We start from the raw sequence: 22,865 nt of genomic DNA, 5'->3' as shown, positions 1-22,865 counted from the left end.
TGACAGGTCAGGCGCAGACGACCTGCACGCCGGCAGCACGGAAGGCCTCCACGACCTCCGGGGCGGCGCCCGCGTCGGTCACCAGCGTCTCCACCCGGTCGACCGGGCAGATCCGGGCGAAGGCGTGACCCCCCAACTTGGACGAGTCCGCGATGATCACCACTCGCTTGGCGCGGGCCACCATGAGGTTGTTCATCGCCGCCTCCCCCTCGTGGTGGGCGGCGGCGCCGAGCTGCGGGTCGATCGCGTCCACGCCGAGCAGCGCGACATCCAGGGTGACCTCACGCAGCAGCGCCCCGCCCAGCGGGCCGACCAGCTCGAACGACTTCGGGCGCACCACCCCGCCGGCCACCACGACCTTCATCCGGGATCGGACCAGCAGCTCGTTGGCGATGTTCAGCGCGTTGGTGACCACGGTGAGCTGGGCACCCTCGGCGCTGGTGTTCAGGTCTGGCCGGACGGCCAGCGCCCGGGCCACCTCGGTGCTGGTGGTGCCGCCGTTCAGGCCGACCACCGTGCCGGGCGTGACGAGCGCCGCGGCGGCGGCGCCGATCCGCTGCTTCTCCGCCGAGTGCTTGGCCGTCTTGTAGCGCAGCGGCAGGTCGTAGGAGACCCCGTTGGCGACGGCGCCACCCCGGGTCCTGGTGATCATCTGCTGCTGGGCGAGCTGGTCGAAGTCGCGCCGAATGGTGGCCTGGGAGACGTCCAGCCGCTCGGCGGCCGCCTCGACGCTGACCCGGCCGTTGTCGGTCAGCATCTCGAGCAGGGCGTTCCATCTGGCGTACCGGTCCACCGCGGGGGCCCTCCCAGTGACTGCACGAACGGTGATTGATTGCGTGCACACTAGTGCGCGAAACTAGGTGGCGCAAAAGACCGGCCTGCGCGATCGGCCGGTCGGTTGCCACGACCACCCGGGTTCGCGCAGAATGACGCGCGAAATACGGGTGTAACGAGCCGTATTGCGCATCGGCCGGCCCTGCGAGGAGTTCCCATGGCTTACGTGGACGCGGAGATCGCGAGTCAACCCGACTGCTGGCGGGAGGCGGCCGATCTGGCCGGCGTCGTACGCGGTGACCTGCCGCGCCCCGGTGAGCGGGTCGCCGTCGTCGGTTGCGGAACGTCGTGGTTCATGGCGATGGCGTACGCGGCCCGCCGCGAGCAGGCCGGCCAGGGCGAGACCGACGCGTTCCAGGCGTCCGAGTTCCCCACCGGCCGCCACTACGACCGGCTGATCGCCATCACCCGCTCCGGCACCACCACCGAGGTGCTGGACCTGCTCATCGCACTACGCGGGCGGGTGCCCAGCACCGTCATCGTCGGCGATCCGGCGTCCCCGGCGGTCGACCTGGCCACCGCCGCGGTGACCATGCCCTTCGCCGACGAGCGGTCGGTGGTGCAGACCCGCTTCGCGACCACCGCGCTCGCCCTGCTCCGGGCCCACCTCGGCGACCCGGTGACCGCGCTCGCCGCCGACGCCGAGGTGGCGGTGCGCGCCCCGCTGCCGATCGACCCGACAACCATCGGGCAGGTCACCTTCCTCGGTCGGGGGTGGACGGTCGGGCTGGCCAAGGAAGCCGCGCTGAAGTGCCGCGAGGCGGCCACCTTCTGGGCCGAGGCGTACCCGGCGATGGACTACCGGCACGGGCCCATCTCGATCGCCGCGCCCGGCCGGCTGGTCTGGGCGTTCGGCGAGCTGCCCGACGGGCTGCCCGAGGATGTCGCCGCCACCGGCGCGGCCTTCGTGCACAGCCGTACCCACGGCTGCCGCACGGTGCTGGGCAGTTGGGCCGCCGGTCGTACCCCGGTCGATCCGATGGCCGACCTGATCCTGGCCCAGCGCTTCGCGGTCGCGCTCGCCACCAGCCGGGGCCTCGACCCGGACGCACCCCGACACCTGACCCGGTCGGTGGTGCTGGCGTGAGCGCGAGGAGTGAGCCGGGGTTGCGAGCCCCGCAGTCGCGAACCGAGATGGCGCCGTGAGCGACGCCGTGCCCGCCGACCCGGTGGTCGTCGCGCTGGACGTCGGCGGCACCGGCATGAAGTGCGCCCTGGTCCGGCCGGACGGCGTCGCGGTACGCACCGAACGGCACCCCACCAACGCCGCACGCGGCCCGGCCGCCGTGGTCGGCACCATCCTGGACGTCGCCGAAGGGCTGGCCGACAAGGCCCGCGCCGACGGGCTCACCCCGGTCGCGCTCGGCATCGCCGTGCCCGGAGTGGTGGACGAGGCGCGCGGTGTCGCGGTCTGGTCGGCGAACGTGGGCTTCCGGGACGTACCGCTGCGGGACCTGGCGGTGGCGCGGCTCGGCCTGCCCACGGCGCTCGGCCACGACGTGCGGGTCGGCGGTCTCGCCGAGGCCCGACTCGGTGCCGGGCGCGGCACCGGGCACGTTCTCTTCGTGGCGATCGGCACCGGCATCGCCGCCGCGCACGTGGTCGACGGCACGGCCGCCGTCGGCGCACACGGCGCCGCCGGGGAGATCGGCCACATCCTGGTCCGTCCCGACGGGCCGCGCTGCGGCTGCGGCCGGCCCGGCTGCCTGGAGGCGGTCGCCTCGGCCGCCGCGATCGGCCGCCGCTATGCCGAGCTGGCCGGCGAGTCGCCCGACGGGCCGGTGACGGCGGCCGAGGTGGCCGAGAGGGCCGCGGCCGGCGAGCCACTGGCCGGCCGGGTCTGGCAGGAGGCGGTCGAGGCGCTCGCCGACGGCCTGGCCTCCGGACAGGCGCTGTTCGACGTGGCGACCATCGTGCTCGGCGGCGGCCTGGCCCAGGCCGGGGACCGGCTGCTCGTCCCCCTGCGGGCGGCGCTGCACGAGCGGATGACCTTCCACCGGGAGCCGCGGCTGGTCGCGGCGGCCCTCGGCGACGAGGCCGGCTGCCTCGGCGCCGCCCTGCTCGCCCTGGACGCCGCGCGCGTCCGTGACCATCAGGAGAAGCGATGACCGTACGGGTGAACGGCCGAGTGGTGACCCCGAACGGTGTCATCCGGCAGGGCTGCGTCGAGTGGGCCGGTGACCGGATCACCGCGGTGGCGGAGTATCCGTCGGTCCGCGACGGGCACTGGATCCTGCCCGGCTTCGTCGACATGCACACGCACGGCGGTGGTGGGCACACCTTCACCACCGGGGACGCCGACCAGGCCCGGGCTGCTGCCGGCTTCCACCTGGCGCACGGCACCACCACCCTGCTGGCCAGCCTGGTCAGCGCTCCCTTCCCGCTGATGCGTGCCGCCACCGAGGCGTTCGCCCCGCTGGTCGACGAGGGCGTGCTGGCGGGCATCCACTTCGAGGGGCCCTACCTCTCCGCCGCCCGCTGCGGTGCGCAGAACCCGGAGTACCTGCGCGACCCGTCCACCGACGAGCTGGCCGAGCTGATCGAGCTGGGTGCGGGCGCGATCCGGATGGTCACCCTCGCCCCGGAGCGCGACGGCGCGCTGGAGGCGATCAAGCTGCTCACCGCCCAGCGGGTGGTGGCCGCGGTCGGCCACACCGACGCCACGTACGACCAGACCCGCGCCGCGGTCGCCGCGGGAGCGAGCGTCGGCACCCACCTGTTCAACGGCATGCGGCCGGTGCACCACCGCGAGCCGGGTCCGGTGGTGGCCCTGCTCGACGCGCCCACCGTGGTCTGTGAGCTGGTCGCCGACGGGGTGCACCTGCACGACGGCACGCTGACCTTCGCCACCTCGACCGCGGGCCCGGACCGGGCTGCCCTGATCACCGACGCGATGGCCGCCGCCGGGATGGCCGACGGTGAGTACGAGCTGGGCGGCCAGGCCGTCACGGTGGCCGACGGGGTGGCCCGGCTGGCCCGCGACGGCACGATCGCCGGCAGCACCCTGACCATGGACGCCGCACTGCGGCACGCCGTGGACGCCGGCATCCCGATCGCGGACGCGGCCCGGATGGTGGCCACCACCCCGGCCCGCGCCATCGGCCTGGGTGACCGGGTCGGCGCCCTTCAGGTCGGCCTCCGCGCCGACCTGGTGGTGCTGGACGAGGACCTGAACGTGGTCCGGGTGCTGCGCGGCGGCTCCTGGGTGGAGTGACGCCCGCTGCTCCGCGGGCGTAGGTGCGGCCGGTCGGGGGCGATCCGGGGCGAGGTCGTCAGCGACCGCCACTTAAGGGCGGCCATCGCGGCGTCGTCGCCGGTGCGACGATCACCGCGGTCAGACGATGGTGGGGACCTCGACGCCGAGCACGGCCTGCTCGTCGGGGCGGTGCACCAGCACGTCGACAAGGTACGACTGGACGGCGTGGCGCATCCCGACGTCCCGGCCGGCCCGCTCGGAGAGCAGCCACTTGTGCTCGATGATCTGCGCGAACAACTCCTGCGGCTCCAGCTTGCGACGCAGGTGCGCGGGCACGGCCCGGACCACCGGCTCGAAGACCTCGGTCACCCACCGGTGCGCCGCCTGCTGCTCGTCGGCGAGGTCGCTCTCCGCCCGGTAGGCGTCCAGGTCGTTGAGCAGCTTGCGGGCCTGGTTCTCCTCGGCGTCCAGGCCGGTCAGCCGCAGCAGCCGCCGGGTGTGGTAGCCGGCGTCGACCACCTTCGGCCGGACCAGGTAGCGTCCGTCGTCGATGGTCGACATGGCCACCTCGGCCACGTCGAAGCCCAGCTCGTTGAGGCGGCGGATCCGACCCTCGATGTCGTGTCGGGCCTCCCGCTCGACCGCCTGCTCGTAGGTGATCTCGTGCCAGAGCCGCTCGTACCGCTGCACGACCTCCTCGCAGACCACCTCCGGGTCGATGGACTCGTGCAGCAGGCCAGCAGCCTGGAGGTCGAGCGCCTCGCCGAAGATGTTCACCCGGGCGATTTCCAGGTCCTCACCGCGCTGGCCGTTGGAGAGCGAGGTGTGCAGCGCACCCGTCTCCGCGTCCACCAGGTACGCGGCGAACGCGCCCGCGTCCCGCCGGAACAGCGTGTTGGACAGCGAGCAGTCGCCCCAGAAGAAGCCGGTGAGGTGCATCCGCACGATCAAGGCGGCGAGCGCGTCGAGCAGACGGCTCATCGTCTCCGGTCGCAGCGTGTGCGAGAAGAGCGCCCGGTAGGGCAGGGAGAACTGCAGGTGCCGGGTGATCAGCACCGATTCGAGGGGCTCCCCGTCCTCGGTCTGCCGATCGGCGACGACCGCCACCGCCTCGACCGATGGGAAGTCGATCCGCTCCAGCGCCCGGAGCAGGTCGTACTCCCGCTCGGCGATCCGCTCGCGAGTCTCCTTGAACGCGTACACGTAGTCACCGAGACGGACGAACCGGACGATGTGCCGGGAAATGCCCTTCGGCAGGGCGACCAGGTGCTGGGCAGGCCACTCCTCCAGCGGTGTCGACCACGGAAGGTCGAGCAGCGCCGGGTCCACGAGGGCAGAGGTGATCCGCACGGGCACAAGCATGCCGCCTCGCCCCCCGCATCCGCCTCCCATCGTGGCTGGGCCCACAGCGCCGCACACCCCGGCCTCGCCCGAGGCCGGTAGCGTGGTCCCGTGCTCAAACCCATGGCGGTACGACGTGACCTGCGGCTGCGGCCGGTTCGCCCGGCCGGCTGGTGGTTCGACGCGCTGCTGCTGGTCGGGTTCGGCGCGTTGACCCTGGCCCTCGCCGCAGGGGCGTTGCTCGGGTGGGACCTCGCGGTCCGCGAATGGGCCTACGCCCACCACCCCGCGCCGATCTACTGGACGGCTCGGGTGTTCAACTTCCTCGGGCAGGGTGGCTGGTTGCTGATGCCGCTCTCCGGGGCGCTCGCCCTGGCAGTGGCGTGGCGGGCCCGCACAGTCCGGCCGCTGCTGCTGGTGGCGGGGGCGTTCGTGCTCCTGTACCTGACGGTCGGACCGCTCAAGGTCCTGACCGACCGGGCCGCGCCCAGCTCGGATCTGCCGCCGGCCCAGTCCGTCCGGATCTTCAACGACCTGCCGCCCACCGAGTACGGCCTCTCCTACCCGTCTGGGCACGTCGCCAACGCGATCGTCTGGTACGGGGTGATCGCCGTACTGCTGACCGCGCTGACGGCCGGGCGACTGCACCCGACCGTGCACCGGCTGGTCCGATTCGCCCCGCCGGCGATCCTGCTGGTCACCACCACCTACCTGAACTTCCACTGGCTCACCGACGGAGTGGCGGCGCTGCTGCTGGGGCTGTTCCTGGACCGGCTGCTGCACCGGGTGCCCTGGGACGACGTGCCGCTACCCGGCCGGCTACGCGAATGGGACCGGCCGTTCACCTCGTACCCCTAGGGTTCGGCGGTGGATCAACTGGCGCGCAGGCTGGGCGTACCCGATGCGGTGGTCATCGGGCTCGGGTCGATGCTCGGCGCCGGCGTCTTCGTGGTGTTCGCCCCGGCCACGGCGGCGGCCGGCGGCGCCGGGCTGCTGCCCGCGCTGGCGCTCGCCGGTTTCATCGCCTTTTGCAACGCGACCAGCTCGGCGCGGTTGGCGGCCCGCTACCCGGAGTCCGGCGGCACCTACGTCTACGGCCGGGAACGCCTCGGGCCGTTCGCCGGGTTCCTGGCCGGCTGGGGTTTCGTGGTCGGCAAGACGGCGAGCTGCGCGGCGATGGCGCTGACCATCGGCGCGTACCTGTGGCCCGCTCAGGCCCGGCTGGTCGCGGCCGCCGCGGTGCTCGCGGTGACCGCGGTGAACCTGCGCGGCATCGGTAAGACGGCCACCGTCACGAAGCTGCTGGTCGCGGTGGTGCTCGCGGTGCTGACCCTGGTCGCGGTCGTCGGCGTCGCCGGCGGTGATGTCGCCCTGGGCCGGCTCGGCGACCCCGGCGGCTCCGGCCGGGGCGTGCTCACCGCCGCCGGGCTGCTGTTCTTCGCCTTCGCCGGGTACGCCCGGATCGCCACCCTCGGCGAGGAGGTACGCGACCCGCGACGGACCATCCCCCGCGCGGTGCCGCTGGCGCTCGGCGCGGTGCTCGCGATCTACCTGGTGCTGGCCGTCGTCACGCTCGGCGTACTCGGCGCCGACCGGCTGGCCGGTTCCGCCGCGCCCCTGGTCGACGTGGTGACCGCCGCCGGACTGCCCGGGCTGACCTGGGTGGTCCGCGCCGGGGCCACGATCGCGGTCACCGGAGTGCTGCTGTCGCTGGTCGCCGGGGTCGGCCGGACCACGCTGGCGATGGCCCGCCGCCGCGACCTGCCCGGCGCGCTGGCCGCCGTGCACCCCGTGCGCCAGGTGCCGCACCGCGCCGAGCTGGCGGTGGCCGCCGTGGTGATCGTGGTCGTACTGCTCGGCGACGTGCGGGACGCGATCGGTTTCTCCAGCTGCACCGTGCTGGTCTACTACGCGATCACCAACGCCGCCGCGCTGACCCTGGGCCGGGACCCGGGCCGGCGGATACCGGTTCAGGTGCTCGCCGGCCTAGGGCTGGTCGGCTGCCTGCTGCTCGCGGTCAACCTGCCGCTGGGCAGCGTGCTGGCCGGCTTCGGCGTGCTCGCCGTCGGCGCCGCGTGGCACCTCGTGCGGCAGCGGAGTCGCTGACCGGTCAGGCACCGGATGGGCCGCGCCGGGGGCCGCGGCGGCGACCTCCCAGTCCGCCGGCCCGGGCGTCGAGCGGGATGCCGCCGGCGGGGTCGACTCTCCGCCGAGAACCGGCCCGGCCGGCCGGGGAACCGCACCGGTGCGGGCGGGCGGGGCACACTGCCTGGTCAGCCAGTCCAACCCACGTCGGCGGGCGACCACGGTGAGCCGATCACCCGCGAAGATCACCTGGCGGGGATCGAGGTCCTTCCACCAGATCGTCTTCGCCCCGCCGGCCGGCGTCCGTGCGATCAGTCGGACCTGCCCGTCGCGGTTGACCACGTCGAGCGGCCGACCGTCCAGCTCGGAGCCGGGCGCGACCGGCACCTCGGCGACCGGCAGCGCGTGCCGGTCGACCGGGATGGTGGTGATGACCGCCCGTTCGGTGAGAGCCCCGATGAAGGCCGGGGCCGCCAGGTACGAGACCGAACGGGACACCCCCAGGGCGAACGTCTCCTCCACCCGCTCGGCGAAGTCACCGTCGAAGAGCCGCAGCACCACCCGCAGATCGGTGCGGAGGTCCCGGGCGGCCAACGCCGCCTCCAGGTTGGCCACGTCGTCGGTGGACGCCACCACCAGCGCCTGGCAGTCGGCGACCGACGCGGCGGCAAGGGTCTCCGGCAGCGCGGCGTCCCCCACGATCAACGGCACCTCCAACTGCCGCGCCAGGGTGCCCCCGCGCGGCTCGGGGTCCTTGTCGATCGCCACGACCTCGACGTCGTACTCGCGGAGCTGCGCCATCACCCGGGTGCCGACGTTGCCGAGGCCGATCACCACCACGTGCCCGGCCCGGGCCGGTTGCAGCTTGCCGGTGTGCAGGGCCAGCCGCGCGTTGACGATGCCGTCCACCACCACCGCGGTGATCAACGGGATCAGCGCCAACCCCGCGAGGTTGAGCACCACCTGCATGATCTGCGCGTCGGCCGCCTTGTCGGTGTCCGGATCCGCACCGCTGAGCGTGGTGACCAGCGTCAGGTACAGCGCCTCCACCGGGGAGACGTCCTCCGCCCGGGAGATCAACGCGCCGAGCACCGCGATCACCGCGAGCACCAGCATCACCGCGATGCCGATCTTGCGGGTGGCGAAGCCCCGTACGGCCCGCAGCAGCACCGCCATCGGCCGTCGTCGACGGCGGGCCCGGACCAGCCGGCGCGCGGCCACCTCGGTGGCCGGTGGCTGGCCGGTCGCCTCGGCGAGCACCAGGTCGGCGCCGGCCTGCTCGGCCGGCAGCAGCTCCACCCCCTGCGCCTCGCTGAAGTCCGCCAACGCGCAGACCACGTCCTGCGGTCGGACGTCGGCCCGCCGCGCCACCCGCAGCGTCTTGTCCCGGTGCTGGAAGGAGTTCGGGTCGACCTCGCCCAGCGCGGCGGCCACGAACGCCGGCGCGGCCATCTCGGCGTCGGAGAGCACCTCGACCGGCGCCTTGAGCAGCTTGCGCACGCCGTCAGCGAGGGTGCCGTTGAACATCCGCAGCACCTGACGGACCCGCTGGTCGACGGCCTGTGCGCAGAGCGCGGCGTGCAGGTTGCCCACGTCGTCCTGGTGCAGCAGGGCCAGACCGGTCGCCCCGGCCAGACCGGCGGCCTCGAAGGTGGCCACGTCCAACCGCTCCGACCGGACCACCCGCACGCCGCGCAGCCCGGCCACGTCCGGCCCGTTGCTGCGGTAGCGCTCCGGCACCACCACGGTCACCCGGGCCCCGCCGGCCGGCAACTCGGATTCGAGCATCGCCCGGGCCACGTAGTAGGCCAGCGCGTCGCGCCCACAGATCACGTAGTGCGGTCGCGGGTCGCCGGCGGCTCGCAGCCGCCAGTTCCACTCGACCGCCCGTCGCGCCCGGTCCCGCCACGGCTCCGCCATGCCCGGATCGTAGCCAGCACGGCCACGGTGGGGGACCCCGTCCGGATCATCCCGACCAGGCATGCCGGCCCAGGCGGCGGGTAGAGCAGCGGCATGCAGACCTTCCTCCCGTACCCGGACTTCCTGGCCAGCGCCCGCACGCTGGACCAGAAGCGGCTGGGCAAGCAGCGGGTGGAGGCCATCCAGGTGCTGCGCGGGCTGACCCGACCCGGGTACGGCTGGCGGAACCACCCGGCGGTGAAGATGTGGGCCGGGTACGAGGAGGCGCTCACCCGCTACGGGCTGGACATGTGCGCGGTCTGGTCCGAGCCGGGCAGGGCCGACACCTGCGCCACCACGCTGACCGTCGACCTCACCGCCGCCTGCGGCGCCGGCGTCGTGCGTACCCAGGACGAACTGGCCCGGGCCGGTGAGCTGCCACCCTGGCTGGGTCGCGACGACCTGCACCTGAGCCACCGTTCGTCGCTGCTGCGCAAGGACCCCACGCACTATCGCCCGATCTTCGGCGACGACGTCCCGGAGGACCTGGAGTACGTCTGGCCCGCCTCCGACCGCACCCGTCGCTGCCTGCCGTAGAAAAGGGCAGACTGGGACGGGGAGGCGGTCATGGCGCTGTCGCAAGTGGTGGGTCGGCTCATCGGCGTACGCCAGCATCAGGTCGACCCCGGAGGCGGTGGCGCCGACCGCGTGCCGGGACCGGTCGCGGCGGTGGTGGTCGGTGGCGGCATCGCCGGCATGTCGGCGGCCGCGGTGCTGGCCGAGCGCGGTGTGGAGGTGACGGTGCTGGAGGCGGCGCCCACCCTCGGCGGACGGCTGGGCGCCTGGCCGGAGGCGCTCGCCGACGGCAGCCAGCAGAACGAGCACGGCTTCCACGCGTTCTTTCGGCAGTACTACAACTGGCGGTCCATCCTTCGCCGGGTCGACCCCGACCTGGGCTTTCTGAAGCCGATCCCGGGCTATCCGATCCTGAGTGCCCGGTGGCCGACCGAGGAGTTCGGCAAGCTGCCGCCCGCACCGCCGGCGAACCTGCTCGCGCTGCTGCTGCGCAGCCCCAGCCTGCGCCTGGCCGACCTGCGGCTGATGGACCGGGGCGCCGCGCTGCCGCTGCTCAGCTACGACCCGGTACGCACCTACGCCGAGCTGGACGCCACCACCGCCGATCAACTGCTGGCCTCGCTGCGGCTGCCGGACCGCGCCCGGGCGATGCTGTTCGAGGTCTTCTCACACTCGTTCTTCAACCACGAGGCGGAGATGTCCGCCGCCGAGATGGTCGCCCAGTTCCACTTCTACCTGCTCGGCAACCCGGAGGGGCTGGCCTTCGACTGCCCGGACGAGGACTACGCCACCGCGATCTGGCAGCCGCTGACCCGGCACGTGGAGAAGCACGGCGGCCGGGTGCTCACCCGGTCCGCGGCGACCGGGGTGCACCGCGACGCCGACGGTTGGCGGGTGACGACCGCCGACGGCGGCAGCCACCGGGCGCGCCACGTCGTGCTCGCCCTCGACCCGCCGGCGCTGGCCACGCTGGTCACGGCCTCCCCCGACCTGGCCGGGCAGGCACCGGAGCTGGTGGCGCGGATGCCCGCGTTCGGCACGCCCGGCCCGCCGTACGCGGTGGCCCGGTACTGGTGCGACGGGGACGTGGCCGCCGGTCGGGCGGTGTTCAGCGGGGTGTCCCGGCAGCCCACGTTGGACTCGGTGACGCTCTACCACCGGTTGGAGAACGAGTCGCGGCGCTGGGCGCGGCGGACCGGCGGTTCGGTCATCGAGCTGCACGCGTACGCCTGCGAGCCGGACGTGCCGGCCGAGGAGCTGGCCGAGCGGATGCGCCGTGAGCTGGTGGCGCTCTGGCCGGAGGCCGCCGGCCTGCGGGTCCGCGAGCTGCGCGCCCGGGTGGAGGCGCAGGCACCGGCGTTCACCCCCGGCAGCCACGCCTGGCGACCGGGGGTACGCACCGACGCGACCGGCCTCTACCTGGCCGGAGACGGGATCGCCACGGACTTCCCGAGCGCGCTGATGGAACGCTCCGCGGCGACCGGGATCATCGCCGCGAACCACATCCTGCGGGCGGAGGGCGGCGCGACCGAGCCGGTGTGGTCGGTACGACCCCGGGGCCTGTTGGCCGGGCGGTGATCAGCGGCCGTCGGGGCCGGGGGGCCGCGTCGGGGGTACGCCTTTGACGTGGCACCCGCACGCCCCCGGTCAGCCGCACGCTCCTTGACCTTCGGCTTCGGGCGGCCGTTGGCGCAGTGCACACGGACCTCACTGCGGTGCTCGTCGGAGGTCAGCTCGACCTCGACCCGCTTCGCCGGACCCGGGTCGTACGCCTCCGCCCGGTAGCCGGGCGCGGGCGCCACCGCGAGCACCTCGGCCGACGCCCCGAGGCAGCGGACGGTGACCGTCCCGCCCCGGGAGTCCACCGGCACCCCAGGTCGGGGAGCGGGCGTGGGTGCGGCGGTGGTCGGAGTCGGGCCGGCGGGCGGGGCGGTTGGGCTCGGGATACGCGTGCCGCCCGGATCGGTCGGAGGGCTGGTCCGGGCGCTGGGCGCGGCGGCGCTGGCCGGCGGGGCGGCGGGTGGGGCTGCGGGTGGGCGGGGATCGGCCGGGTCGGATGACTCGGCGGTCCTCGGCATCGCCACGGTGGTGGCGCCGCCCGGCCCGATGCCGGTCCGCGGCGCGTCCGCCCCCTGTCGCCGCGTGCCAGGGTCGCCGAGTGACCCGCCCATCGCCACCGCGGCGACCACCGCAACGCCGACCGCCAGCACTGCCCGCCCCCACCGCCAGGACCGGTGCCGCGCGGCACCGGTCGTCCCGGCTGCCGCACTGCCAGCCGGCTCGGCCGGCCTGCTGAACGAGGTGTCCGCCACCTCGGGAGGTCGCGCGTCCGATTTCGGCCGGCCCGCGACGGCAACGGCCGTCCCCCCGATGGCGGTCGGTTCGCCGCTCGCCTCCGGGGCGGCGGCCGGTCCGCGCCGGACGGCGGTCCGCTCGCCGGCGGCGAGCAGGATGCGGGCCGCCTCGGTGGCCGGCGGCCGGTCGGCGGGATCACGGGCCAGACACCAGCGGTACAGCCGGCGGATCTCGGCCGGCACTCCGACGATCTCGGGCAGCGGGTCGGGCTCGACATGCGCCGGCACGCGGAGCGTCCCGGCCCACGTACCGGGCGGCCGGCCGGTCAGCACGCGGTGCACGAGCAGGCCGAGGGCGTACACGTCGCAGGCCGGCAGAACCTCGCCGCCCTCCAACCGTTCCGGGGCGAGGTAGGCCGGCGTGCCCAGCAGCCGCCCCTCGAAGTCGAATTCCGGATCGCCGACGGCCGCCGCGATACCGAAGTCGAGCACCTTCGCGCCGGTGGGGGTGAGCATCACGTTGCCCGGCTTGATGTCGCGGTGCACCAGTTCCTGGGCGTGCGCGGCAGCGAGCGCGGTCGCCACCTCCGCGCAGACCCGCAGGCCGGCGCGGGGTGGCAGCGGCCCGGCGTCCAACCGCTGTTCGAGGGTGTGGCCGCCGAGCAGCTCCATCACCACGAACGGGACGTGGGCGCCGTCGAGCCTCGACTCGCCGTAGTCGTAGACGCTGGTGACGTGCGGGTGCGACAGCCTGGCGGCCGCCTTGGCCTCGGCCCGGATCCGCTGCCGGGCGTTGGCGTCCGAGGCGACGAGCACCTTCACCGCCACGTCCCGTTCGAGCACCTCGTCGTACGCCCGGTGCACCGCGGACATGCCGCCACTGCCGAGGCGCTCCAGGAGCCGGTAGCGGCCCGCAAGCAACTGATCACGCTGCACGACGGACAGCCTGCCGTACCGCCCCGGCGGGGCGCCAGCCGGGATCGAGATCGTCGAATGGCGGGAGCCGGCCAGCCTGCACCGCTTCGTGGCGGAGCCGGACCTTACGGCGACCGGCACGGCTGCGACGGGTCAGTCCCCGTCCGGCGGACGCCAGGCGAAGCGGGGCGTCCGGCGCTCGGCTACCGCTGCCACCCCCTCCCGGGCCTCACCGCTGGTCGCCACCTTCCGGTGCCACCAGGCGATCCGCGCCGGCCCGGCCCGGTCGTCCACGATCTCCTTCGCGGCGGCGACGCTCAACGCCGACCGCTGGGCGATCGCCGCGGTGAGGTCGTCCACCCGCGCGGCGAGCCGGTCAGCCGGCAGCACCTCGTCGGCCAGGCCGACCCGCAGAGCGCGCTCGGCGTCGATCAGCTCGGCGGTGAACAGCAGGTGCTTCGCGGCGGACGGGCCGACCAGCCGGGTCAGCCGGCGGGTGGTCGGCGCCGGGTAGACCAGTCCCAGCCGGGCCGGCGGTACGCCGAACCGGGCGTCGTCGGCGGCGATCCGCAGGTCGCAGGCGACCGCGAGTTGGCAGCCACCTCCGACGCAGGCGCCCCGGATCGCCGCCACGGTGGGCTTCGCGAAGCGGGCCAGCCGCTCCTCGGCGGCTACCGCGATGCTGGCGTCACCGGCGTCCAGCAGCTCGGCGAGGTCACCGAGGTCGGCGCCGGCGCAGAAGGCGTCGCCCGCGCCGGTGAGCACCAGCGCCCGTACGCCGGGGTCCGGTTCCAGCCGGTCCAGCAGTTCGGGGAGCTGTCGCCACATGGCCGCGGTCATCGCGTTGCGGCGGGCCGGGTTGTGGATCACCACGGTCGCGACCGGTCCGGTCACCTCGACGGTCAACTCCGCGTCCGACACGTCCACCCCTTCCCGCGCCACCGTCCGACGCCGCCGATACAGCGCTCCGGCGACGTGCGCCGTGCGGCGACCATAACGGCGCGGACCCGGCGACCACCGTTGAGGGGTGGCCGCCGGGCCCTCGCGTCGGTCAGGTCAGGAGACGGTGACCGCGGTGTCGTCGACCACGAAGGACGTCTGCAGCGAGGAGTCCTCGGTGCCGGTGAACTTCAGGCTGACGGTCTGACCGGCGTACGAGGCCAGCGAGAAGGAGCGCTGGGTGTAGCCGGCGGCCTTGTTCAGGTTGGAGTAGGTCGCCAGCGTGGCCAGCACGGTTCCACCGGAGTTCAGCACCTGCACGCGCAGCGTGTCGTACGCGACGCTGCTGGTGGTCTCGGCCGAGTCGATGTGCAGCCAGAAGCTGAGCGTGTAAGACGAGCAGCCGGACGGCAGGCTCACCGACTGGGCGAGCGTGTCGGTGTGGCTGCTGCCGTACCCGTCCAGCCACGCCTTGTACGAGCCGGTGCGGGCGGGCTGGCCGCTGGAGGTGGTGATCACGCCGGAGGTGGCCGTCCAGCCGGTCCCGCCGGACTCGAAGCCGGGGTTGGCCAGCTTCTGGCCCGGCGCGGTGCAGCCGCCGCCGGTGCCGTTCACGGTCAGCGTGTACGTCGCGCTCCGGGTGACCGAGCCCGCGCCGTTCACGGTGACCGAGTAGGTGCCGGGCGGGGCGCCCGCCGAGGTGCTGATGGTGAGGGTGGACGAGCCGCCCGAGGTCACCGAGGAGGGGCTGAACGCGGCGCTCGCCCCGCTCGGCAGGCCGGACGCGGAGAACGTCACGGTCTGCGCCGAGCCGCTGGTGGTCGCGGTGGCGACCGTGGTGGAGGCCGAGCCGCCCGGGTTCACCGAGCCGGCGGTCGGCGAGAGCGACACGGAGAAGTCGTTGCCGGTCGAGCAGGGCGCGTCGTTGCCGGCCACGTTCACCGCGGTCCAGGCGGCCTGCACGGCCTTGTACTCGGCGGAGCAGCTGCCGTACAGGTCGGTGGCCGCCCGCAGGCTGTATGCCCGGGCGGTGTTCGCCGGGTTGCTGGTGCTGACGTACGCCGTGTTGGAGGTGAAGTAGACGTCCAACGCCCGGAACCAGATCTTCTCCGCCTTGGCCCGGCCGATGCCGGTCATCGCGGGGGCGGAGCCGCACACCGGCGAGGTGCCGTACGCGGTGGCGCCGGTGCCCTCGGCGAGGTTGAAGTAGAAGTGGTTGGCGACCCCGGAGGAGTAGTGCACGTCCTTGTTCTTGGTGCTGGTGGACCAGCAGCTGTCGGACGAGCCGTCCAGCGACGGGTTGTACATGTAGCGCAGCGGCGTGCCGTTGCCGTTGATGTTGATCTTTTCGCCGACCTGGTAGTCGCCGGGGTCGGCGGACGTGTTGGCGTAGAACTCGACCATGTTGCCGAAGATGTCGCTGGTGGCCTCGTTGAGGCCTCCGGACTCACCGGAGTAGGTCAGGTCGCCGGGGACCACGTTCTCGGTCACGCCGTGGCTCATCTCGTGGGCGGCCACGTCGAGCGAGACCAGCGGGCGGGAGTTGCCCGAGCCGTCGCCGTAGGTCATCCGGGAGCCGTCCCAGAAGGCGTTGACGTAGTTGTTGCCGTAGTGCACCCGGCTCGGCACGCCGGTGCCGTTGCCGAAGATGCCGTTACGGGCGTGCACGTTCTTGTAGTAGTCGAACGTCTTGGCGGCGCCGAAGTGGGCGTCCACACCGGCGGACTGCCGGTTGGAGTTGGCCCCGGTGCCCCAGGTGTTGTCCGCGTCGGTGAAGGTGGTGCAGCTCGACGTGCCGTTGTTCATGTCGCAGGTCGAGCCGTTGCCGTGCGACGGGTCGATCATCTGGTACGTGCTGCCGGAGAGCGTCGTGTCGATGGTGACCGTGCCCGAGTAGAGGCTGTTGCCGGTGCCGGCCACCGCCTCGATCTCGTCGTACGACCCGATGGCCCCGCCGGTGGTGGCGTCGGTGATCACGTGCAGCCGCGACGGGGTCTGCCCGTCGGGCTGCCAGCCGCTCACCACCGTCTCCCAGGCCAGCCTGCCCCGACCGGAGCTGGCGTCGACGAACAGCTCCGGAATGCCGACGGCTTCGGCCTTGCCGGTGAACCCGGCACGGGCCGCCTTCTTCGCCGCCGCAGCGGTGACCTTGGCCGTGGTGCCGATGGTCAGCGGCGCGGCCAGGCCGACCGAGCTGCCGGCGTAGCTGCCGTTCGGCGCGGCGTGGATGACGAAGTCACCACCGTAGACGCGCAGCCCCTGATAGCTCCGGGTGTAGCGGGTGTGCGTGGCACCGGTGGCGTCGACCTTGGTGCTGTGCACCTGGTAGGACTCGGCGCTCGAACCCTGGACTGCACCGGGGTTCGTCCGAAGGACGGTCGCTGCCGGGGCCGGGGTGGAGGCGTCCGGAGCGGGGGCGGTGGGCGGAGCCGCATGCGCCGCGGTGGCGACGCAGGTCAGCAGGCCGCTGGTGAGCAGCGCTGCGCCGACGGCGGCGAGGGGTCGTTTCACGTGCCCTCCTGAAAGGAGAAAGATTGTGACGGGGGTAGTCACACATGTAGATATAACGATGTGTTGAGGAAAAGAGAAGGCCTGGACCGCTCCCAGACATCGACAGTGACCGTTCGGATGAGGGTGGCGACGAGGGAACCGTCGGCCGCAGCCGTACGTCCGAGCGGCATGAGACCCGCCTCGACGACCGGCGTCACCGCCGCGCTACTGGTCGCCCTCCTGGCCGGATGCACCAGCGCTGACCGAGCCGGCACCGCACCGGACCAGGCCACCGCCACCGTCGGCCCGGGACCGACCGGCCCGGCCACCGGCACCCCGCCGCCGACCGCCGTCCCCACCACTCCGGGCGTCCCCGTACCGACCGGCCCCGAGGCCACCGGCAGCGCGGCCACCCGCGTGATGCTGTTCCGCTCCGGCGGCTTCGCCGGGCGCGGCGACGCCGTGACAGTGGAATCCGACGGCAGATGGACACTGGTGGACCGGGCCGGCGGACGGCGTACCGGCCGGCTCGACCCCGCCGACCTCGGCCGGCTGCGCGGGCTCGCCGCCGACCCCCGGCTGGCCGCCGAGGCCCGCCGCCCGACCACACCCACCGGCTGTGCGGACGCGTTCACCTACCGGCTGACCGTCGGCGCCGTCGAGACCGGCTACGTCGACTGCCCCGCCGATCCCACCCCGCCCCCGGCCACCCGGGCGCTGGTCGAGCTGCTCCTGCGGGCCACCAGCTGATCGCCCGACCGGGCTCCGGCGACTCAGACCAGGTAGTCCGGCGGCAGACCCGTGCCGCGCAGCTCCGCCGGCAGGTGCGCCACATCGTTGAAGGCGACCAGGTTCGGCGGTGCGGCCGTCCCGTACCGGATGACGGTCAGCCCCGCGTTGTGGTGGTTCAAGCCCACCCACCGCCGCCCCGGTGCGTCCAGGGCGTGCCGGACCAGCCAGGCGATCAGAAAGCTGTGCGTCACGACCAGCTCACGGACCGGCTCGGCGCCGCCCGCGCCCTCGGCGTCACCGGCGACCGGGCCGGTCCACCGCCGTACCGCCGCCGCCGTCACCCGCGGCCCGTCGACCCGCTCGGCCGCCGAGAACTGGCCCAGGAACCTGTCGTACGCGGGCGGCAGGTCGGCGGCGTCCGTGTCGTGCGGGAGGTGGTCGCCGGCCAGCTCGCTCGCGTACACCGGAACCCCGGGCAGCGACGCGGCGACCAGCTCGGCGGTCTCCGCGGCCCGACGCAGCGGCCCGTGGTGCACGGCAGCGAACGACCGGCCCCGCAGCCGCTCGCCGAGCAGCCTGGCCTGCCGCCGGCCGCGCTCCGACAGGCCGGCCTCCGGCGACTCGGTCGCCGCGTCCTCCTGCTCCGCGTGCCGGGCGATGTACAGCAGCCGGGTGATCATGTCCCACACCTCAGCACACCGGGAGGCGCGGGATCTACCCCGCGCCTCCCGGTATGCCGCCAAACGTTTCAGTCCACCCGGCCGGAGGCCGCCCGCGCGAACGTGACCGACACCCAGAGCCAGCCGGCCGTCACCGCCAGGCCGAAGGCCACCATCACGGCCGGAGCCGGCCGGACGATCAGCGTCACCCAGGACACCGCGAAGAACGCGCCGGTCGCCAGGCTGTAACCCGCCCTGCCCCGCGCCCCGTGCCGCGCCGCCCGCCGGCCGACCACCACCGTCGCCGCGATCAGCGACACGAAGGAGACCGCCGCCACCAGGAAGTGCAGGCCGCCGTGCCAGCTGATCTGGCCGGCGCCCCGGGGCGTGCCGGCGGGAAACCCGTCGGCCGGGTCGGCACTGAAGATCCCCGCGCCCACCAGACCCAGCCCGTACAGGGCGAGCAGCCGGGACGGCCACACCGAACCGGCGCCGGTGGAGCGCCGGAGCGCCCCGGCGGCCGCCACGCACAGCACCCCGGTGGCCAGGAACGTGGCGATCTGGACCCAGCCCAGCTCACCGGTGCTCAATACGCTGACCGGGTGCCGCCGGAAATCGAAGCCGTCCCGGGCGAGCGCCTGGAGCAGCGCCGAGCCGGCGAAGATCGGGCCGGCGACGACACCACCGACCAGCAACGCACGGTCCCGGCCGGCGGTGGCCGGTCGGACCCCGGAGAGCGGAACCGCCTGGCTCATCGGTCTGCCCCTCAGGCCCGGGGGAACATCTGGCCGATGCGGATCCGGTTGCCGAACGGATCCCGGACGCCGAAGTCGATCCCGTACGGGCGCTCGGTCGGCTCGTCGGTGATCTCGACCCCCTTGGCCACCAGTTCCTCGTACGTCTTGTGGGCGTCGTCCGTGGTCATGAAGAGCGAGCCACCCAGCGCACCCTTGGTGAGCAGCTCCCGGACCTGCGCGGCGGTGGCCGGGTCCATCGCCGGCGGGCCCGGCTTCTCCAGCAGAACCTCGCGCTCCGGGTCGCCGGGCAGGTTGACCGTCAGCCAGCGCATGAAGCCGAGGTCCTGGTCGGTGTTGAGCTCCATGCCAAGCTTGTTCACGTAGAAGTCGAGCGCCTCGTCCTGGTCGAGGACGTAGATCTGGGAGCGGCTGATCGCGTTCATCGTCATGGGAACCACGCTAGACGCAGTGCCTGACCTGGTGCTTATCCAAAACTGCTGGGTCGGGTCCAAGCCTTGGCGAAGCAGGACGGCACGTTCACCGGCGCCGAGCGGCGGCGGAACTCCGAGGGCGACGCCCCGACGATCTGCCGGAACGTCCGGCTGAACGTGCCCAGGCTGCCGAAGCCGACGGCGTAACAGATGTCGGTCACGTCGCGATCGGTCTCCACCAGCAGCGCCATCGCCCGCTCGACCCGCCGACGTTGCAGGTAGCGGTGCGGGGTCTCACCGAAGGTGGCCCGGAAGGTCCGGATGAAGTGCGCCTCGGAGACGTGCGCGATCCGGGCCAGCGCGGGGATGTCCAGCGGCTGGGCGTACGCCCGGTCCATCGCGTCCCGGGCACGCAGCATCGCCCGGTTCGACTCCTCCACCGCGCGACTCATCGGCTCGCGTGCACCCCTTGGCTGGACGACATCGTCGCGGGTCGGCCGCCCACGCTCGTGCTGCCGCCCAGCATACGGCGGGTGCCGACGGTTACCGCTCGCGCGCGGTCGGGCAAAGCGACATAATGCGATACTTTGACATGCTTTACGCCGCACTCCTCGGCCGCACTTGCAGAGTGTCGGTTCTGGGCGATACGTATCAGCCGCCGGCTGCCCTACCCTGATGCGGGGACGAGCATTTGCGAACTCTCAAGAAAGCAGGGCATGAGGGGGCGACACCCAGGGACGCGAGCGAGTCACGCCCATCCGGAGAGGGAGTAGTTTGGCCAGGTCAGCCCACTTTGAGTGGCGGTCAGGGCAAGGCGGGATCCGTTCACGATGAACGTCAAGGCCGACTGTCCATTCTGCGAAATCGTTCTGCGCGAGACCCCGGACACCCGAGAGGTCTATCGCGACGAGCGCGTGGTTGCCTTCTTTCCACTGGAGCCGGCGACTTTGGGCCACACCCTCGTGGTGCCGCGTGATCACATCCCCGACATCTGGTCACTGGACGAAGAAGCCGCCGCCCACCTGGCGCGCATCACGTTGAAGCTCTCGCATGCGGTGAAGTGCGCGACCGAGCCGGAAGGATTGAACATAATCCAGTCGAACGGCGCGGTTGCCACCCAGACCGTGCCCCACTTGCACATCCATGTGGTCCCCCGCTGGTCCGGCGACCAAATGGGACGCATTTGGCCCTCAGAAACCAGTTACTCGGAGACGCAGAAGGATGACGTCTGGGAGCGACTCCGAGACGAGTGCCGGAAGGTTGGTGGGGAGTGATGCAACCGGTTGACGTGATAGCCGTCGATCCCGACGATCGGCGGAAGCACCTGGACTACATCCAGGCGGTCGTGACGCGTATGTCCTCAGCATCTTCGACGGCCAAGGGTTGGCTGCTCCCGGTGGTGACCGCAACGTACGGGTACGCATTGACCCGGAACGCAGACCTCGTTGCCGCGCTAGGAATCGCAGCCGCACTCCTGTTCGGTTTCCTCGACGCGAATTACCTGCGGCAGGAGAAGGCATACCGGCGACTCTATGACGCGGTAGCGCGTGGGACGCGAAACGTCCCCCTATTCTCACTCGACCCTTCTGACGCCGACGATCCGGTTCCTGCCGCGGCTACCCGCGGACAACGAATCCGATTGCGCCTCAGACGCTGGTTTCCCAACGCCACTGTGTGGCTCTCATGGTCAGTTGCTCCATTTTACGGAGCCCTCGTCGCCATCGGTTGCTCGATAGCTTTGTTCGCGTGATGGCGGTTCAACCTGCCCGCTTGCCCGACATCTCGGCGAGTTGCGCGCACTCCACCCCACGGCCGGCGCGGCTGCGCCGATCCCTCTGACCCCTACTAGCAAGCCCCCGGCCGACAGCTGACGTCCATCCCGACCTTCACTGGGTGTCGGGCTCACTTCGACCAGGCGACGTAAAGGTCGCGGCCGGCTCACGGCGACGCTCGCCGTGAGAAGCCGATGGAATATTGGAGCCCCCGGCCGGGATCGAACCGGCGACATCTCGCTTACAAGAACTCTGCGCTTCGTCCGGCGCGATCCGTGCACGTCTTTGACGTCGGGCGTTGGTCCGCAGCTTTCCGGCCTCGCCCCCACCCGTCTGGCCCTGTTGCTGTCATCGTTGCTGTCGACAGCATCAGGGCCACCGCCGCTTAGCGCTGGTCGACGGTCGACGCTTGCTGCCCGAGAAACTCGCGGAGGAGCCGGCAGAGGTTCGAGATGGCCCGCTTGTGGTCGGTATCGCTGACAAGGCGGTCCTCGGTGGCATCCTCACCGAAGGTCTCCGCTAGCACCAGAGACCAGAAGGCAAGGCTGCTGCCACGGTGGCGCACCGAGGCATTGTCCCTGACCACGACCTCTTCGGTGCGAAAGAACGACCGGGCGGCGAGGAGCTGCGCAAGCCGCAAGGCTGAGCTGCCCCAACGGTCCGTCAACGTCCATGGGCGTCCGGCCTCGGTCGTACCCGTCGTCACCCACTTGGTCACCCAACCGGTGTCACTGTCCCCTACCGGGTGGGGCTACGACGGCCTTCGCCGGGAGCGGTCGACTCGGGTGCTGGCTTGCAGTCATTCGAGCACTTCGCGTGTGTCCGGCCAATGCCTCCCAGGACAACGGTGGACTCGCTCAGTTGGGCATAGAGGGATGTAATGCGGCTCTCCGGGACAGTCCGAGGACCGACGGAGAGTGCGGTGATCCGTAGATTGATGACGGACATCGCCCCGCTCTTGTCGCGCTCAAGCTGCCAGGTACCGGAGCCATCCAGGCGGTCTCGCGACTGGTCGAAGGGTGACGGTCGATACTTCTCCAGGTCACCCGAATAGAGCCTCTCAGCGATGTCTGACGCCTCGAAACTGCCGTCGGCCGCGAAGTGCAGGAGTGCACCACTCGCTTCATGCTGCCAAGATCCAACGACGTCGGCCGGCGTCATCGACGCCGCGGGCGCGTAGGTGCGGCATGACTCCCCGAAGCAGCCGGTGAGCATCGCGAGCAGAAGGATCGCGAGTACAAGCTTGCGCATGCCTGTCATCGTGAGCGCGATCGATCATCAGGCACAAATCACGTGCGCCGTCGTTGGGCAACGGCGCTTGCTGATTGCCTCTGGACCTGCGTGAAGGTCACCTTGACGGCTCGTTGGAACGCCGCGATGGGTCGACGCGCGACGAGGCCGTGGTGGGGATGCGGCGCGAGCATCACGGGCAGGCCCCACCTTGGCAACGCCGGCCCGAGGGGTCGCAGAGGCTGCGGGGTCAAGGGCGGCCCGCAGGGCCGTCGCGCAGCGATGCGAAGCGCCCTTGAGGCCGGAGGGGCGGCCCCGCATCCTCCGCGCCGCATCCCCACCACGGCCGGCGGTGACCCGTCCAACGGCGCGCCGGCACGACGGCCGCCGCGCCCCGGCCGGCTGCCGGCCCACCAACTCTCGCCCCCAACGCCCTGTCGTTCTGCGGCGGCCCTCCGGGCTTTCCCGCTTCCGCGCCAGCCGCTGGGCGTGTTGCGTGGCCGGAGCGGAGCGGCAGCGGAGTGCAGGCCGCGCGCCCTGGCGACGGCGCGTGCGGCCCGTTCAGGGCCGCCTTGAAGACGCACAGAAACTTTGAACCACTTCGCCGGCAGCCGGCTGTCCTGTCTCGGGACCTGCGTGACAGATCGGTCTCGGGACCTGCGTGACGCTCTGCGGAGCCTGGGATCCGCGACGCATCTCAGCTCCATCCACTAGGCGTTGGGCCGAGTAGCGCGG

At 72.5% G+C, this 22,865-nt stretch carries 20 protein-coding genes and 1 pseudogene; 9 read left to right on the top strand and 12 right to left on the bottom strand.

All coding sequences use genetic code 11. The features are described from left to right. Positions 1-7 precede the first annotated feature (7 nt). On the bottom strand, positions 8-793 hold the full coding sequence (locus ACWD5O_RS05310; protein WP_354963511.1) for a DeoR/GlpR family DNA-binding transcription regulator: 786 nt from the start codon (positions 791-793) through the stop codon (positions 8-10). Positions 794-991: 198 nt separating this feature from the next. On the opposite strand from ACWD5O_RS05310, the gene ACWD5O_RS05305 reads away from it, so the two are divergent. Genes ACWD5O_RS05305 through nagA form a run of 3 tightly spaced genes read left to right on the top strand, consistent with a single transcriptional unit; the run spans position 992 to position 4,048 of the window. Next, entirely contained in the window at positions 992-1,921 is a 930-nt protein-coding gene (locus ACWD5O_RS05305) for an SIS domain-containing protein (RefSeq protein WP_387324358.1), read from the top strand. Between the two features lie 55 nt (positions 1,922-1,976). Further along, entirely contained in the window at positions 1,977-2,942 is a 966-nt protein-coding gene (locus ACWD5O_RS05300; protein WP_354963509.1) for an ROK family protein, read from the top strand. Next, positions 2,939-4,048 carry an N-acetylglucosamine-6-phosphate deacetylase gene (gene nagA, locus ACWD5O_RS05295; protein WP_387324352.1) on the top strand — a complete coding sequence of 370 codons (1,110 nt, stop codon included), beginning with the start codon at positions 2,939-2,941 and terminating at the stop codon, positions 4,046-4,048. Before ACWD5O_RS05300 ends, nagA begins: the two co-directional genes overlap by 4 nt. Before the next feature lie 120 nt (positions 4,049-4,168). Here the strand turns inward: nagA and ACWD5O_RS05290 are convergent, their stop codons facing one another. Beyond that, positions 4,169-5,392, bottom strand: a complete 1,224-nt coding sequence (locus tag ACWD5O_RS05290; RefSeq protein WP_387324349.1) for a DUF4032 domain-containing protein — start codon at positions 5,390-5,392, stop codon at positions 4,169-4,171. A 120-nt stretch (positions 5,393-5,512) separates the two neighbouring features. On the opposite strand from ACWD5O_RS05290, the gene ACWD5O_RS05285 reads away from it, so the two are divergent. Together ACWD5O_RS05285 and ACWD5O_RS05280 are read left to right on the top strand one after the other, a co-directional pair. After that, entirely contained in the window at positions 5,513-6,229 is a 717-nt protein-coding gene (locus tag ACWD5O_RS05285) for a phosphatase PAP2 family protein (RefSeq protein WP_387324635.1), read from the top strand. Between the two features lie 9 nt (positions 6,230-6,238). Continuing rightward, positions 6,239-7,477 carry an APC family permease gene (locus ACWD5O_RS05280; protein ID WP_387324346.1) on the top strand — a complete coding sequence of 413 codons (1,239 nt, stop codon included), beginning with the start codon at positions 6,239-6,241 and terminating at the stop codon, positions 7,475-7,477. On the opposite strand, the gene ACWD5O_RS05275 is transcribed toward ACWD5O_RS05280, so the two are convergent. Next, on the bottom strand, positions 7,358-9,376 hold the full coding sequence (locus ACWD5O_RS05275) for a potassium channel family protein (protein ID WP_387324343.1): 2,019 nt from the start codon (positions 9,374-9,376) through the stop codon (positions 7,358-7,360). The two genes, ACWD5O_RS05280 and ACWD5O_RS05275, sit on opposite strands and share 120 nt — an antisense overlap. Before the next feature lie 93 nt (positions 9,377-9,469). On the opposite strand from ACWD5O_RS05275, the gene ACWD5O_RS05270 reads away from it, so the two are divergent. Both ACWD5O_RS05270 and ACWD5O_RS05265 read left to right on the top strand, forming a co-directional pair. Then, positions 9,470-9,952 carry an MSMEG_6728 family protein gene (locus ACWD5O_RS05270; RefSeq protein WP_354963504.1) on the top strand — a complete coding sequence of 161 codons (483 nt, stop codon included), beginning with the start codon at positions 9,470-9,472 and terminating at the stop codon, positions 9,950-9,952. A gap of 30 nt (positions 9,953-9,982) precedes the next feature. Then, positions 9,983-11,509, top strand: a complete 1,527-nt coding sequence (locus ACWD5O_RS05265) for an FAD-dependent oxidoreductase (RefSeq protein ID WP_387324341.1) — start codon at positions 9,983-9,985, stop codon at positions 11,507-11,509. 893 nt (positions 11,510-12,402) lie between these two features. Here ACWD5O_RS05265 and ACWD5O_RS05260 read toward each other — a convergent pair. From ACWD5O_RS05260 to ACWD5O_RS05250, 3 genes and pseudogenes are all read right to left on the bottom strand, one after another. Further along, a pseudogene (locus tag ACWD5O_RS05260) lies at positions 12,403-13,161 on the bottom strand (serine/threonine-protein kinase); the annotation flags it as partial. 132 nt (positions 13,162-13,293) lie between these two features. Further along, on the bottom strand, positions 13,294-14,067 hold the full coding sequence (locus ACWD5O_RS05255) for an enoyl-CoA hydratase/isomerase family protein (protein ID WP_387324633.1): 774 nt from the start codon (positions 14,065-14,067) through the stop codon (positions 13,294-13,296). A 129-nt stretch (positions 14,068-14,196) separates the two neighbouring features. Then, positions 14,197-16,590, bottom strand: a complete 2,394-nt coding sequence (locus ACWD5O_RS05250; protein WP_450084676.1) for a M4 family metallopeptidase — start codon at positions 16,588-16,590, stop codon at positions 14,197-14,199. A 168-nt stretch (positions 16,591-16,758) separates the two neighbouring features. On the opposite strand from ACWD5O_RS05250, the gene ACWD5O_RS05245 reads away from it, so the two are divergent. Further along, positions 16,759-17,319 (top strand): protealysin inhibitor emfourin, encoded by a 561-nt coding sequence (locus tag ACWD5O_RS05245; protein ID WP_354963500.1) that lies wholly within the window; start codon positions 16,759-16,761, stop codon positions 17,317-17,319. Between the two features lie 23 nt (positions 17,320-17,342). On the opposite strand, the gene ACWD5O_RS05240 is transcribed toward ACWD5O_RS05245, so the two are convergent. The 4 genes from ACWD5O_RS05240 to ACWD5O_RS05225 form a co-directional block, all read right to left on the bottom strand. Further along, entirely contained in the window at positions 17,343-17,981 is a 639-nt protein-coding gene (locus ACWD5O_RS05240) for a histidine phosphatase family protein (protein WP_450084675.1), read from the bottom strand. Between the two features lie 68 nt (positions 17,982-18,049). Next, entirely contained in the window at positions 18,050-18,715 is a 666-nt protein-coding gene (locus tag ACWD5O_RS05235) for a DUF998 domain-containing protein (protein ID WP_387324335.1), read from the bottom strand. An 11-nt stretch (positions 18,716-18,726) separates the two neighbouring features. Further along, positions 18,727-19,146: a VOC family protein gene (locus ACWD5O_RS05230; protein ID WP_354963497.1), complete on the bottom strand. Its 420-nt coding sequence runs from the start codon at positions 19,144-19,146 to the stop codon at positions 18,727-18,729. A 35-nt stretch (positions 19,147-19,181) separates the two neighbouring features. Then, complete coding sequence (locus ACWD5O_RS05225) at positions 19,182-19,580, bottom strand: AraC family transcriptional regulator (RefSeq protein WP_354963496.1); 399 nt, start codon at positions 19,578-19,580, stop codon at positions 19,182-19,184. Between the two features lie 378 nt (positions 19,581-19,958). Between ACWD5O_RS05225 and ACWD5O_RS05220 the strand changes: the two genes are divergently transcribed. After that, positions 19,959-20,402, top strand: coding sequence for an HIT family protein (locus ACWD5O_RS05220; protein WP_354963495.1), 444 nt, complete (start codon positions 19,959-19,961; stop codon positions 20,400-20,402). An 883-nt stretch (positions 20,403-21,285) separates the two neighbouring features. Here ACWD5O_RS05220 and ACWD5O_RS05215 read toward each other — a convergent pair. Then, complete coding sequence (locus ACWD5O_RS05215; RefSeq protein ID WP_387324330.1) at positions 21,286-21,618, bottom strand: hypothetical protein; 333 nt, start codon at positions 21,616-21,618, stop codon at positions 21,286-21,288. 20 nt (positions 21,619-21,638) lie between these two features. Further along, on the bottom strand, positions 21,639-22,151 hold the full coding sequence (locus tag ACWD5O_RS05210; protein ID WP_450084674.1) for a membrane lipoprotein lipid attachment site-containing protein: 513 nt from the start codon (positions 22,149-22,151) through the stop codon (positions 21,639-21,641). Positions 22,152-22,865 lie beyond the last annotated feature (714 nt).

The organism is Micromonospora sp. NPDC005161, from assembly GCF_053599855.1.
Note: the sequence above shows the minus strand (reverse complement) of the source record. Positions and strands in the feature narration are given on the sequence as shown.

Coding starts and splice junctions, on each gene's coding strand:
- ACWD5O_RS05305 (WP_387324358.1), top strand. CDS start 992: ATGGCTTACGTGGACGCGGAGATCGCGAGTCAACCCGACTGCTGGCGG.
- nagA (WP_387324352.1), top strand. CDS start 2,939: ATGACCGTACGGGTGAACGGCCGAGTGGTGACCCCGAACGGTGTCATC.
- ACWD5O_RS05290 (WP_387324349.1), bottom strand. CDS start 5,392: ATGCTTGTGCCCGTGCGGATCACCTCTGCCCTCGTGGACCCGGCGCTG.
- ACWD5O_RS05275 (WP_387324343.1), bottom strand. CDS start 9,376: ATGGCGGAGCCGTGGCGGGACCGGGCGCGACGGGCGGTCGAGTGGAAC.
- ACWD5O_RS05270 (WP_354963504.1), top strand. CDS start 9,470: ATGCAGACCTTCCTCCCGTACCCGGACTTCCTGGCCAGCGCCCGCACG.
- ACWD5O_RS05265 (WP_387324341.1), top strand. CDS start 9,983: ATGGCGCTGTCGCAAGTGGTGGGTCGGCTCATCGGCGTACGCCAGCAT.
- ACWD5O_RS05245 (WP_354963500.1), top strand. CDS start 16,759: ATGAGACCCGCCTCGACGACCGGCGTCACCGCCGCGCTACTGGTCGCC.
- ACWD5O_RS05240 (WP_450084675.1), bottom strand. CDS start 17,981: ATGATCACCCGGCTGCTGTACATCGCCCGGCACGCGGAGCAGGAGGAC.
- ACWD5O_RS05235 (WP_387324335.1), bottom strand. CDS start 18,715: ATGAGCCAGGCGGTTCCGCTCTCCGGGGTCCGACCGGCCACCGCCGGC.
- ACWD5O_RS05230 (WP_354963497.1), bottom strand. CDS start 19,146: ATGACGATGAACGCGATCAGCCGCTCCCAGATCTACGTCCTCGACCAG.
- ACWD5O_RS05225 (WP_354963496.1), bottom strand. CDS start 19,580: ATGAGTCGCGCGGTGGAGGAGTCGAACCGGGCGATGCTGCGTGCCCGG.
- ACWD5O_RS05220 (WP_354963495.1), top strand. CDS start 19,959: ATGAACGTCAAGGCCGACTGTCCATTCTGCGAAATCGTTCTGCGCGAG.
- ACWD5O_RS05210 (WP_450084674.1), bottom strand. CDS start 22,151: ATGCGCAAGCTTGTACTCGCGATCCTTCTGCTCGCGATGCTCACCGGC.